General features: G+C 63.8%; 14 protein-coding genes. 10 read left to right on the forward strand and 4 right to left on the reverse strand.

The genetic code is table 11. From position 1 onward, the window contains the following. The first annotated feature begins 60 nt into the window (after positions 1-60). The 10 genes from gatB (at position 61) to CKO27_RS00990 (ending at position 8,972) form a co-directional block, all read left to right on the forward strand. Positions 61-1,494 carry an Asp-tRNA(Asn)/Glu-tRNA(Gln) amidotransferase subunit GatB gene (gene gatB, locus CKO27_RS00945; protein ID WP_200372860.1) on the forward strand — a complete coding sequence of 478 codons (1,434 nt, stop codon included), beginning with the start codon at positions 61-63 and terminating at the stop codon, positions 1,492-1,494. Positions 1,495-1,760: 266 nt separating this feature from the next. Beyond that, positions 1,761-2,732: an SLAC1 anion channel family protein gene (locus CKO27_RS00950; protein ID WP_200372862.1), complete on the forward strand. Its 972-nt coding sequence runs from the start codon at positions 1,761-1,763 to the stop codon at positions 2,730-2,732. A gap of 156 nt (positions 2,733-2,888) precedes the next feature. Next, on the forward strand, positions 2,889-3,734 hold the full coding sequence (locus CKO27_RS24350; protein WP_242470657.1) for an OmpA family protein: 846 nt from the start codon (positions 2,889-2,891) through the stop codon (positions 3,732-3,734). A 97-nt stretch (positions 3,735-3,831) separates the two neighbouring features. After that, positions 3,832-4,437 (forward strand): imidazoleglycerol-phosphate dehydratase HisB, encoded by a 606-nt coding sequence (gene hisB / locus CKO27_RS00960; RefSeq protein WP_200372864.1) that lies wholly within the window; start codon positions 3,832-3,834, stop codon positions 4,435-4,437. An 86-nt stretch (positions 4,438-4,523) separates the two neighbouring features. Then, positions 4,524-5,267, forward strand: coding sequence for a 1-(5-phosphoribosyl)-5-[(5-phosphoribosylamino)methylideneamino]imidazole-4-carboxamide isomerase (gene hisA / locus CKO27_RS00965; protein WP_200372867.1), 744 nt, complete (start codon positions 4,524-4,526; stop codon positions 5,265-5,267). A 44-nt stretch (positions 5,268-5,311) separates the two neighbouring features. Beyond that, the gene (gene hisI / locus CKO27_RS00970) at positions 5,312-5,707 is read left to right on the forward strand and encodes a phosphoribosyl-AMP cyclohydrolase (RefSeq protein WP_200372869.1); all 396 of its coding nucleotides are present in this window, start codon (positions 5,312-5,314) and stop codon (positions 5,705-5,707) included. 15 nt (positions 5,708-5,722) lie between these two features. Then, a complete protein-coding gene (locus CKO27_RS00975) occupies positions 5,723-6,040 on the forward strand; it encodes a phosphoribosyl-ATP diphosphatase (protein WP_200372871.1) in 318 nt (105 codons plus the stop codon). 117 nt (positions 6,041-6,157) lie between these two features. Then, complete coding sequence (tatC, locus tag CKO27_RS00980) at positions 6,158-7,297, forward strand: twin-arginine translocase subunit TatC (RefSeq protein WP_200372873.1); 1,140 nt, start codon at positions 6,158-6,160, stop codon at positions 7,295-7,297. Between the two features lie 123 nt (positions 7,298-7,420). Beyond that, complete coding sequence (locus CKO27_RS00985) at positions 7,421-8,404, forward strand: LysR family transcriptional regulator (protein WP_200372875.1); 984 nt, start codon at positions 7,421-7,423, stop codon at positions 8,402-8,404. Positions 8,405-8,594: 190 nt separating this feature from the next. Then, complete coding sequence (locus tag CKO27_RS00990) at positions 8,595-8,972, forward strand: helix-turn-helix domain-containing protein (RefSeq protein WP_200372877.1); 378 nt, start codon at positions 8,595-8,597, stop codon at positions 8,970-8,972. Positions 8,973-9,184: 212 nt separating this feature from the next. On the opposite strand, the gene CKO27_RS00995 is transcribed toward CKO27_RS00990, so the two are convergent. The 4 genes from CKO27_RS00995 to CKO27_RS01010 all read right to left on the reverse strand — a co-directional run bounded on the left by CKO27_RS00995 (position 9,185) and on the right by CKO27_RS01010 (position 12,378). Next, positions 9,185-9,643 (reverse strand): cache domain-containing protein, encoded by a 459-nt coding sequence (locus CKO27_RS00995; RefSeq protein WP_200372879.1) that lies wholly within the window; start codon positions 9,641-9,643, stop codon positions 9,185-9,187. 130 nt (positions 9,644-9,773) lie between these two features. Next, entirely contained in the window at positions 9,774-10,820 is a 1,047-nt protein-coding gene (gene hypE, locus CKO27_RS01000; protein WP_200372881.1) for a hydrogenase expression/formation protein HypE, read from the reverse strand. A gap of 149 nt (positions 10,821-10,969) precedes the next feature. Next, on the reverse strand, positions 10,970-12,106 hold the full coding sequence (gene hypD / locus CKO27_RS01005; RefSeq protein ID WP_200372883.1) for a hydrogenase formation protein HypD: 1,137 nt from the start codon (positions 12,104-12,106) through the stop codon (positions 10,970-10,972). Further along, on the reverse strand, positions 12,103-12,378 hold the full coding sequence (locus CKO27_RS01010; protein ID WP_200372885.1) for a HypC/HybG/HupF family hydrogenase formation chaperone: 276 nt from the start codon (positions 12,376-12,378) through the stop codon (positions 12,103-12,105). The genes hypD and CKO27_RS01010 overlap by 4 nt, the downstream gene beginning before the upstream one ends. Positions 12,379-12,429: the final 51 nt, after the last annotated feature.

Here is a 12,429-nt window from a genome sequence, read left to right on the forward strand (position 1 = left end):
TTGGACGAGACTCGAATCCCCACTCCACACCTTTCACTGAATCACCGAACAGGTCCAGCCATGCCATGGGAAACCGTCATCGGTCTCGAGATCCATACCCAGCTCGCGACCCAATCCAAGATCTTCTCGGGCGCGCCGACCGCCTTCGGCGCCGCGCCCAACACCCAAGCCTGCGCCATCGATCTGGGGCTGCCGGGCGTGCTGCCGGTACTCAACGAACGGGCGGTCAAGCTGGCCGTGCGCTTCGGTAAGGCGATCGAGGCCGAGATCGCGCCGCGTTCCATCTTCGCGCGCAAGAATTATTTCTACCCGGATCTGCCCAAGGGCTATCAGATCAGCCAGTACGAATTGCCGATCGTGGGCCGGGGCCAGGTCGAGATCGTGCTGGACGACGGCACGGTCAAGACGGTCGGGGTGACGCGCGCCCATCTGGAGGAGGACGCGGGTAAATCGCTGCACGAGGATTTCCACGGCCTCACCGGCATCGATCTGAACCGCGCCGGAACGCCGCTGCTGGAGATCGTTTCCGAGCCCGACATGCGCTCGCCCCAGGAGGCGGTGGCCTACGCCAAGAAGATCCACCAGCTCGTGCGCTATATCGGCATCAGCGACGGCAACATGCAGGAGGGCTCCTTCCGCATGGACGCCAACGTTTCGGTGCGTCCGGTCGGTCAGAAGGCGCTCGGCACCCGCGCCGAGATCAAGAACGTCAACTCCTTCCGCTTCCTGGAGAAGGCGATCCAGTTCGAGGTCGAGCGTCAGATCGATCTGATCGAGGGCGGCGGCACCGTGGTCCAGGAGACCCGGCTCTACGATGCCGCCAAGGACGAAACACGCTCCATGCGCGGCAAGGAGGAGGCGAACGATTACCGCTATTTCCCGGATCCGGATCTGCTGCCGGTGGAGATCGACGCGGCCTTCCTGGCGGAGGCGACCGCGGATCTGCCGGAATTGCCGGACGCCAAGCGCGCCCGTTTCCAGGTCGATCATGGTCTGTCGGAATACGACGCCAACCTGCTGACCGCGACCCGCGAACTGGCCGACTATTTCGAGACCGTCGCCCGTGACAGCGGCGAACCCAAGCTGGCCGCCAACTGGGTCGGCGGCGAACTCATGGCCGCGCTCAACAAGACCGAGGGCGATCTCGCCGGATGTCCGATCAGCGCGACCAGGCTGGCCGGGCTGATCCGTCGCATCCAGGACGGCACCATCTCCGGCAAGATCGCCAAGCAGGTGTTCGAGGCGATGTGGAACGGCGGGGGCGACGCGGATCAGGTGATCGAGGCCCAGGGGCTCAGGCAGATCACCGACAGCGGCGCCATCGAAACCCTGATCGACGCCATCATCGCCGCCAATCCGGATCAGGTGGAGCAATACCGCGCCGGCAAGGATAAGGTGTTCGGCTTCTTCGTCGGTCAGGCGATGAAGCAGAGCGGCGGCAAGGCCAATCCGGCCCAGGTGAACGATATCCTCAAGCGCAAGCTGGCGCCCTGAGGCGATTGCCGGGACAGTCCGTACCCGACCGAAGGCTCCGGAACGAGCAGCGCGTCGGGCATGAGGATCGCTTGGAAACAATCTCGAACCGGCTGTTATTGACAGGGTCGAGCCGAATAACCAAGCGTCTCGCTCCGCGATTTATCAATGCATCGGGCTTGCCGGCTCGGATAGACTTTTTCGATGCCCAGGCCGATCGGCATGGCGGCGTCGAGCATTTCGCGCCGTCACCGGTGGGCCGTCCGTTCGGTTTCATTGGAGGCCAGATGACCACGCCAACGCCGTCGATCGCGCGACTTGAATTCTTTCCGATCTCGTTTTTCGCCATGATCATGGGCCTGTCCGGCCTTACGATCGGTTGGGAAAAGGCACAGTCCGTTCTCAAGCTCGATCTTGGAATCAGTTCCTGGCTGGTAGGCGTCACCGCGTCCATTTTCGTCATCCTCGCGATGCTCTACATCGGCAAGCTGGCGCTTTACCGCGCGGCGGTCGTCAAGGAATTACGGCATCCGATCAAGATCAACTTCTTCCCCACCATCTCGATCAGCTTTCTGCTCCTGTCGGTCGCCTTTCTGAATTTGATGCCCCAGGTCAGTCAAATGCTCTGGATGGTGGGCGCCTTGCTGCATTTGCTCTTCACGCTCTATGTCGTGAGCGTCTGGATTCATCACGAACATTTTCAGATCCATCACATGAACCCGGCCTGGTTCATTCCGGCGGTGGGCAACGTGCTGGTTCCGGTAGCGGGCGTGCCGCTGGGGTACACCGATGTCTCCTGGTTCTTCTTCAGCGTGGGCATGCTTTTCTGGCTGGTGCTCATGACCATCATCTTCTACCGCGTCATGTTCCATCACCCGATCGAGGATCGCCTCATGCCGACCCTCTTCATTCTGATCGCGCCCCCGGCGGTGGGATTCATCGCCTACATGCGCCTGGTCGGTGATCTGGATACCTTCGGGCGGGTGCTCTATTTCAGCGCGCTCTTCCTGACCCTGCTTCTTTTCACCCAGGGCGCCCGCTTTCTGCGGTTGCGCTTCTTTCTCTCCTGGTGGGCCTATTCCTTCCCATTGGCGGCCTTCAGCATCGCCAGCCTGGTGATGTTCGAGCGCACCGGAAGCGATTTTTATCGCTATCTGGGCGTTGGCGTTCTGACCATGCTGACGGGGATCGTTCTGTGGCTTTTGGTGGCCACGACGAAGGCGGTTCTTCAGCACCGGATCTGTCTGCCGGATCACTGAGTCCGAGGGCGCGCGCCTTTCGATAGCCCCGGCGGATCGGAGCGCTCGGGCGCGACCGATGCCGGGACTGCGGCTGCCAGCCGCGCACCCGAGCCTAATCCCTGGCCCTCTCGGTTCGGAATCTCTTTTGGTTCATCAGGATATAGAGTGAATCCCATGTCGGAAACCAATCCCAACCCAGCACCCACGCCGACGCCGACGCCGAAATCGCCATCCCTGCTCGGGGCCGGCTATCTGCTTTCGATGTTTGCCGCCGGCCTGGTCCTCGTTTACGCCCTGGACCACGGTCGCGGTCCAAACGTCCTCGACGGCTCCGAGGCGCCCCTGAGCCCAGCGCGGGTGACGGACTCCGCCATGACGGCGGAGGACGCGGATGGGTCGATCGGCCAACTCAGGCGCGATACCCGCGACCTCGGCGAGACCCTGACCGAGACCCAGCGACGGGTCGAGACGCTGGAGGCGGATCTGATGAGGCTGCGTCGGGATCAGGTGACCATGCTGGAAAGCGAGCGTCAGCGGATCGCGCGAGAACTGGACTCGGCGGCGCGCGCGTCCGGGCCGACACCCGCCGGCGGATCCTCCCCGGAGGAGGATCCCTTGGCTCGGTTGCGGCACGATCTCGCTGGCCTGGAGGCCAGGTTCACCGAGACGGGCGTCCTGCTCTCCCTGTCCGAGTCCGATCTGGGCTTTCGGCCGGGTATCGCCGCCCTGCCGAGCGGGCGTCCGGAGAGCCTGAGCCGCGTGGCCAGCGTCCTGGAGCTTCATCCGGATCTCAAGATCCTGTTGCGCGGACACACCGACAGTTCCGGCAAGGCCGCGAGCAATCTGGCCCTGTCCGAGCGGCGCGCGCTGGCCGTGCGGGAGTCGCTGATCGCCCTCGGCGTACCCGCCTCGCGCATCCTGGCGGAGGGGGCCGGCGAGTCGGCGCCCATCGCCGACAATGCGACCGATCAGGGACGCCGGCTGAATCGGCGGGTCGAGATCCACTTGACCCGGCCCTGAGCAAGCCGCCCCGCGCCCGTTCGATCGGGCGCGAGACTTATGATCCAGGGCGAGCCTGTGGTTTAATGCGGCTTTACAGCCGAGACACCCTGAACCAATGGCTTCCGAGATCCCTGGCCGCCGGGTCCAGATCGAGCGTGACACGCTCGAAACCCAAATCCGCGTCGCACTCGATCTGGACGGCAGCGGCCGCTCCAACTTCCAAACTGGCGTCCCCTTCCTGGAGCACATGCTCGATCAGGTGGCGCGTCATGGTCTGATCGACCTCGATATCCAGGCGAGCGGCGATCTGCACATCGACGCCCATCACACGGTCGAGGATGTCGGCATCACCCTGGGGCAGGCGCTCGCCAAGGCGCTGGGCGAGAAGAAAGGGATCCGCCGCTACGGCCAGGCCTATGTTCCGCTCGACGAGGCGCTCTCGCGGGTGGTGGTCGACCTCTCCGGCCGTCCAGGGCTGGTCTATGAGGTCCAGTTCAGGCGCGCCGTCATCGGCACCTTCGACGTGGATCTTTTCCAGGAGTTTTTTCAGGGGCTGGTCAACCATGCGGGCATGACCCTGCATATCGACAACCTGCGCGGAACCAACGCCCATCATCAGGCCGAGACCATCTTCAAGGCCTTCGGCCGCGCCCTGCGCATGGCCGTCGAGCCGGATCCGCGCATGGCCGGAATCACCCCATCCACCAAGGGTGCGCTCTAAGAGGCGCCGATCGATCTGCCGCCACGCGGATCCCGAACGAGTTTGCCCCACCGACCACCGATGAAGACCGACGAGAGACCTATCCCGTGCTGCTGATTCCCGCGATCGATTTGAAGGATGGCCGCTGCGTGCGGCTGCGTCAGGGCCGCATGGACGACGAGACCGTCTTTTCCGACGACCCGGTGGAGATGGCCGGACGCTGGGTGCGCGAGGGCGCGCGCCGGCTGCATCTGGTCGATCTCAACGGTGCCTTCGCGGGCGAGCCGGTCAATGGCTCGGCCATTCGCGGTATCGCGGCGGCCTATCCCGAGCTGCCGATTCAGGTCGGTGGCGGCATCCGCGACGAGGCGACGATCGAGGCCTATCTCAAGGCCGGGGTCGCCTTCTGTATCATCGGGACCCAGGCGGTGAAGGATCCCGAGTTCGTCGCGCGCGCCTGCCGGTCCTTTCCGGGACATGTGATGGTGGGACTCGACGCCAGGGACGGACAGGTCGCGATCAATGGCTGGGCCGAGATCACCCCCCATCGGGTCGAGGAACTGGCCCGGCGCTTCGAGGACGATGGCGTCGCGGCCATCGTCTATACCGACATCGGACGCGACGGCATGATGACCGGCCCCAATGTGGAGGCGACCCGCGCCCTGGCCTCGGCCATTCGCGTACCGGTCATCGCCTCCGGCGGCATCACCACCATCGAGGATGTCCGGCTCCTGGCGGAGGCGGCGGGAAGCGGTATCACCGCCGCCATCACCGGTCGGGCGATCTACGAGGGGACGCTGGACTTCGCCACGGGCCAGAAGCTGGCCGACCGTCTGAGCGCGGACGCTTGACCGGTCGCCACCCCGAGTCACCCAATCCATCGCGGAACATCACCATGAACGACGCTTGGCTTGAAGCCATCAAATGGGGGCCGGACGGGCTGGTGCCCGCTATCGCCCAGGAACGCGGGACCGGCACCATTCTCATGATGGCCTGGATGAACCGGGAATCGCTCGAACTCACGCGCGCGAGCGGCCATGCCGTCTACTGGTCGCGCTCGCGCGCCCGGCTCTGGCACAAGGGCGAGGAGTCCGGTCATCAGCAGGTCGTGCACGCCATCCGGATCGACTGTGACGCGGATGTCGTGCTCCTGGAGGTCGAACAAAAGGGCGGGATCGCCTGTCACACCGGGCGTCACAACTGCTTCTATCGGCAACTGGACGAGGCGGGCGACTGGGTCGAGATCGCGCCCGTGCTCAAGGATCCCGATGCCATCTACGCGAAGGCTTGAGTGGAGAGGGGCGCCATGAATGACACCCTGGAGCGCCTGTCCGAGGTTCTCGAGGCGCGGAAATCGGCCGACCCGGATTCCTCCTATGTCGCCAGACTCTACGCCAAGGGCTTGGACGCCATCCTCAAGAAGATCGGCGAGGAGGCCACCGAAACCGTGATGGCGGCCAAGGATGGGGTTCCCGAGCGGGTCGTGTCCGAGGTCGCGGATCTCTGGTTCCACACCCTGGTCCTGCTCGCCCATCAGGGGCTGGGGCCGCGTCAGGTGCTCGCCGAGCTGGAGCGGCGCTTTGGACTCTCCGGGCTGGAGGAGAAGGCGAATCGACCGGGTTGAGCCGGTCATGCGCCGAGTCCCCAGGCGGCCATCGCCGCCCAGCGACGACAATCGGATGAACCGCCAGGGCCGCGCCTCCTCGGGCGTCCTCAACACTGGTCAATAAGGGCCTAAATCATGTCTTCCGCGATGCCGCCCGACGATCCGGGCGCCGAGCAACCATTCATCTCGCATCTGGTCGAACTGCGTGATCGCCTGATCCGCATGCTGATCGCCATTGGCCTGGTCGTGCTGGTGTTGTTCCCCTTCGCGAACGACATCTATGCCTATGTCGCCGCACCCCTGCTGGCGCAGTTGCCCGAAGGCAATACCATGATCGCCACCCAGGTGGCCTCGCCCTTCCTCGCGCCCTTCAAGCTGGCGCTGGTCGCGGCGATCTTTTTCGCCATGCCCTATCTGCTGTACCAGTTGTGGGCCTTCGTCGCGCCGGGGCTCTATCAGCACGAGAAAAGACTGGCCATCCCCTTGCTGGTTTCCAGCATCCTGCTCTTTTACGTCGGGATGGCGTTCGCCTATTACCTCGTCTTTCCCCTCGTGTTCGGCTTCTTCGCCGCCACGACGCCGGAAGGCGTGGCCATGATGACCGACATTTCCTCCTACCTGGATTTCGTGCTCACGCTCTTCTTCGCGTTCGGCGTCGCCTTCGAGATTCCGATCGCCACCATTCTCCTGGTGCAGATCGGCGTGGTGACCCCCGAGGATCTCGCGAGCAAGCGTCCCTACGTGATCGTCGGGGCCTTCGTCATCGGCATGTTCCTCACGCCTCCGGACGTCTTCTCCCAGACCCTGCTCGCCGTGCCCATGTGGATGCTGTTCGAGCTTGGCATTCTGCTGTCGCGGCTGATGCTGCGCCAACGAAAGCGCGACGACGAACAGGCCGGGGCGCCACCCGCGTCAAGCCGGATCCTAGCCCCAGTCGGGCCAGGTGCCGCTCCGCGCGAGGTCGGGCGCGAACTCTCGCCCGCTTTCGATGACCCCGACCGCTGGCGGCCCTTGACGGACGACGAGATGGAGGCCGAACTCGACCAGATGGATGCCGAGGAGGCCGATCGTCCCGGTCGCTCGGGACCGTCGGCGACCGCGCCAGGGGAGGCGGGAATCGATCCGGTCGAGGACAAGATCAGACGCGCGAATCGACTGCGCGAACTGAATAACGACCTGGCGGCGCGTCAGTTGCTCTATCAGGTGCTCGAGGAGGGCGATGCCGATCAGCGCAACGTCGCGCGCAACATTCTTCGGCAGATCGACGAGCACTGATGTGACCGAGGTAGCAGAAAACGACCGTATGGCTTTTATTTTGCTGACCATGCAGTTGATATTGCTTTTATCAATGGCATCTGTGGTATACCATCATTTTTTGTTATCAGGCAGCGGATGGGAATGACCGTGGGCTCAGGCTCCCAGATTCACTACAAGCAGAATCGACTCAAGCAGCTGCGCGCCTTCTGTCATGCCGCGAGAACCGGCAGCGTCAGCGCCGCCGCGGAGAAGATTTTTCTCAGCCAGCCAACGGTATCGCTCCAGATTCAGGCGCTCGAACGCGAATTCTCGACGGTTTTGTTCGAGCGCCGCGGCCCCAAGATACGCTTGACACCGGAGGGCGATCTGCTGTTTCAGATGGCGGAGCCCCTGGTGGAGGGCATGGACAAGCTCCACGAGGCCTTCGCGACCCAGTGTGGTCGGGTGGATCAGGGCGTACTGAATATCGCGGCGGGTGAATCGACCATTCTCTATATCCTGCCCGATCCGATCAGCGCCTTTGTCGAGCAGTATCCAGGGATCGAGCTGAAGCTGCACAACGTGACCGGACGCGATGGACTGGCCATGCTCCGGGCCGACGAGGCGGATCTGGCCGTGGGATCCATGATGGAAATCCCGGATGACATCACCTATCGGCCGTTCGTGACCTATCAGCCGACCCTGATCACGCCCAAGAACCATCCGCTCGCCGAGAAGACAACGGTCACGCTGGAGGAGATCGCGCCCTATGGCCTGATCCTTCCGCCGCGCCATCTGAGCACCTGGCGGCTGGTCGATCTGGTCTTCAAGCAGCACAACCTGGGCTATCGGGTCACCATGGAAGCGGGTGGCTGGGAAGTGATCAAGAAGTACGTCGAGCTTGGTCTCGGCATTTCGATCGTGACCGATGTCTGTCTCACGGGAGAAGAGAATCTGGGCATGATCCCAATCGGACAATATTTCCCCAAGCGCAGCTATGGCATCGTGCAGCGGCGCGGGAAATTCCTGTCCCCTCAAACCAAATGCTTCATCAAGACGCTCGATCGCGCCTTCGCGGATCGGGTCGTCGAGCCGCAGCCGCAGACTGTCGGCGACGCCGAATGGGAAGATGCCTTCCTGGGCTGAGCAGCCCTCGAAGCCTGTCTAGCGCCAAAATCCGCGGATACCGATGTGTCCGTACCGGATGGCAAATCGATGTTTGAGCCCTCACACCAAGGACGTGTACCTCACCCGATCGATCGGGTAGGTTCGGCCAACGTCTTCTAAATACAGTGTGAACCTCTAACTACATAGGCTTGTTAACCTCAACACCACTATGGATCTTACAAAACGCATCGGCCAACGCTTACGCGCGGCCAGGCAAGAGCAAAAGCTCAGCCTCTCCGACCTCTCGAGCCGAACCAACTCGCTCTCCAAATCCCGCATCAGCAACTACGAGCAGGGAATTCGTAGAATGGGACTGGAGGAAGCCCAAGAGTTGTCGATCGCCTTGGGAACCGTCACCCCAACCTATCTGATGTGTCTCGACGACACGGATCCGCTTTCGGCCCGAGAGCGCGAGCTGGTCGAGTATTTTCGCCAGACCGACGAGCGCGGCCAGGAGAACATCATGAATGTCGCCAGGGCCGAGAGGGATCATCCGCCGGCACTGGTCGAACCATCCGAGGAATCTCCGGAGGCGCCGGAGGAATAAGGCGAGGTGAGTTGCCGTTCATCGATCGATTCGGCAATCGGCTCACCCATGCATGGACCCAGGCCATCCTGCCCCTGGTCCATCCACGGATCAGGAGGCCATGGGATCGACTGGACCCTCGATCGGATGACGCCAAGGGAATCGGAGAGACCAAGGCAGTTTGTCGGTAAACACCGCCCAAGGCGGTGTTTACCCTTTATCCTGCCGAACGGCTATTTGTAAGCCCCCACGCCACAGAAAAACCCTTCGTTGTTGGTCATGACATAGCTGGTCTTGTCGCGGATCTCGTCCGAGCCAGGGTAGGGCCACTTATAATCGACCCAGCCCTCGCCACTCGCCTTGGCGACCGCGATCATGTTCTTGAAGAGTTCGTCCCCGTATTTGTCGAAGCCGAGCAGATTCTTGCCGACCAGCTCCGGTTTGACCGCGTGCGACAGCATCACGCCCTCGAGATCCATGCAGAAGACATAAAGATCCTTGTCCTTGAAACCGCCGTCATCGGCGGCGAAGGTGGCGAACGCCTTCTCGCCGCCCATCGCGTTCACCGCAGCCTGCGCCTTCAGGGACATGGCCTTGGCCTCGTCGGGCGTACCCATGTCACTGGCCATGGCGATCGTCATGCCGGCGCCGAGCAGGGCCAATGCCGCTGTCATCACGAGTCTTGCGATCATGCCTCTGTCCTCTTGCGAATTATCAATTATCGTTGCGGGAGCCGAACGATAGTACAAAACCAGTGGACGGATCCAGTCGTGTCGTCCTGGGCTGGTCTGGATCGCGGCGACTCGCGCCGGCGGATCCTCCTCAACAGATACGCGGTAACTGCTCGCCGGCGAGCCAGTCGACGACGCGACCGCCGCCGAAACGGGTCTCCATCTGCACGAAATGCAGCGGATCGGCGACCACCTCGCCAATGATGGCGGAGGCGCTTCCGAGCGGATGCCCGCGCATGGCCGCGAGCAGCGTCTCGGCGCGCGCTCCGGGGCAGATGGCGATCAGCTTACCCTCGTTGGCCACGTAGAGCGGATCCAGTCCGAGCAGTTCGCAGGCGGCCGCGACCTCGGGACGCATCGGGATAGCCTCTTCGCGGATCCGCATGCCGACCTGGGACTGGTGGGCGAACTCGTTCAGGGTCGTGGCGAGACCGCCCCGCGTCGGGTCGCGCAGACAATGGATGTCCGGGACCGCCGCGACCATGGTCGCGACCAGCTCGTGCAGGGCCGCCGAGTCCGATTGGATCTCGGTGCCGAAGCCCAGGTTCTCGCGCTTGGACAGGATGGCGACGCCGTGATCCCCGATGAACCCGCTGACCAGGATGGCGTCGCCGGGTCGCGCCTGGTCGCCCGAGATCGCGAGCCCCTCCGGCACCACCCCGATCCCGGTGGTGGTGATGAAGACACCATCGCCCTTGCCGCGCTCGACCACCTTGGTGTCGCCGGTGACGACCGGGACGCCGGCGGCATTCGCGGCCGCGGCCATGCTCTCGACGATGCGCGCCAGATCCGCGAGCGGAAACCCCTCTTCCAGGATGAAACCGGCCGCGAGATAGAGCGGACGCGCGCCGGCCATGGCGACGTCGTTGATGGTCCCATGCACCGCCAGCGATCCGATATCCCCGCCGGGAAAGAACAGCGGCGAGATCACATGGCCGTCGGTGCTCATCACCAGACGACCGGGCGGGGGCGTGAAGAGCGCCTGATCGTTGCCCTGGGCCAACAGCTCGTTGTCGAGGAAATGCTGAAAGAGTTCGGCGATGAGCTGGGCCATGGCTCGACCGCCAGCGCCGTGGCTCATGTCGACGGTGCCCTGTTTGAGGTCGAGCCGGACGGGAAAGCGGGGATTGGTCGTCATGTCAGAGGAGTTTCACCAGGGTGGCGATGGCGGCGGTTTGGGCCGGCATCAGGGGGACGACCCATTCGAGCAGGTCATGGTTGAAGGCCGACCCCAATCTGCCAGCCGATCAGGGGCGATGCAACCCCAGACCGCGGCGTCCGCCGGGATCAGGCCGAGGCCCGCGCGCCTTGCTGGTCCCGGAAACGCCCGTAGCCCCAATAGGCCGCGCAGGCGCCCTCGGAGGAGACCATGCAGGAGCCCATGGGGTTGTCGGGGGTGCAGACCGTGCCGAACAGCTTGCAGTCGGTCGGCTGCTTCACGCCGCGCAGGATCGCGGGACACTCGCAGCCCTTGACCTCACGGCTCTCGCCAAGGCTGACCGGGAAGCGGCGCTCGGCGTCCAGATCGGCATAGGCGTCGGCGAGGGCGAGCGCGCTCTCGGGCAGGAAGCCGAGTCCGCGCCACTCGAAGCTCGGGCGGATCTTGAAGACCTCGGCCATCAATTCCAGCGCCCTGGGATTGCCCTCCTCGGTCACGGCGCGGCTGTATTGGTTCTCCACCTCGCACCGCCCCTCGTTGATCTGACGGACCAGCATCAGCGCGGACTGCATCACGTCCAGCGGCTCGAAGCCGGCGATCACGACCGGGACGCCGAATTCGCGTGGGACGAAGGCATAGGGACGGCTGCCGATCAGCGTACTGACGTGGGATGGACCCAGGATGCCGTCGAGTTGAACCCCCTCGGGGCCGGCGGTCGCGAGGATGGTGTGGAGCGCCGAGGGGGTGAGGACGTGATTGCAGAAGAAGGAGAGATTGGTCAGTCCCTCGGCCCGCGCCGTTTTGATCGCGACCGCCGTGGGCGGAGTGGTGGTCTCGAAGCCGATGGCGAGGAAGACCACTTGGCGCTCGGGTTCCGCGCGCGCGATCCGCAAGACATCCTGGGTGGAGTAGACCATGCGGATGTCCGCCCCCGCCGCCTTGGTCTTGAGCAGACTCATGCGCCCGCTCGCCGGCACCCGCATCAGGTCGCCATAGGTGCAGAGCGTAACCTGGTGCTGGGTGGCCATGGCGATGGCCTGGTCGATACGCGCCATGGGCAGGACGCAGACGGGGCAACCGGGACCGTGGATGAAACGCAGGTTGGGCGGCATCAGATGCTGGACGCCATAGCGGAAGATGGCGTGGGTGTGGCCGCCGCAGAACTCCATCAGACGGTACTGGCGCGCCGGATCGGCCTCGGCGGCGATGGCGGTCGCCAGGCCGCGCGCGAGCCTTTGATCGCGGAACTCGTCGACGTATTTCATGGCCGCGCCCCCAGGGCTGGGCTATCGGCCCTGGATTCGGTTTCCTCGTCCATAAGCCGCCCCATTTCCTCGATGAGCCGCAAGGTCTGCTCGGCCTCCTCCTCGCTCAACTTATTCAGCGCGTAGCCGACGTGCACCAGCACATAGTCGCCGACGGCCGCGTCGACGATCAGGGCCAGCGAGATCTCCTTGCTGATGCCGCCAAGGCTGACCTCGGCGGTGTTCGTGGCGGGATCGATCTGGGTGATTCTGGCGGGGATGGCGAGACACATTGGAGAAACCTCGGTTCAATCGGTGGCTTGGGTGGTCGCGCGCCTGGCGGT

Origin of the sequence: Thiocystis violacea (assembly GCF_016583575.1) — a bacterium.
Lineage (GTDB): Bacteria > Pseudomonadota > Gammaproteobacteria > Chromatiales > Chromatiaceae > Thiocystis > Thiocystis violacea.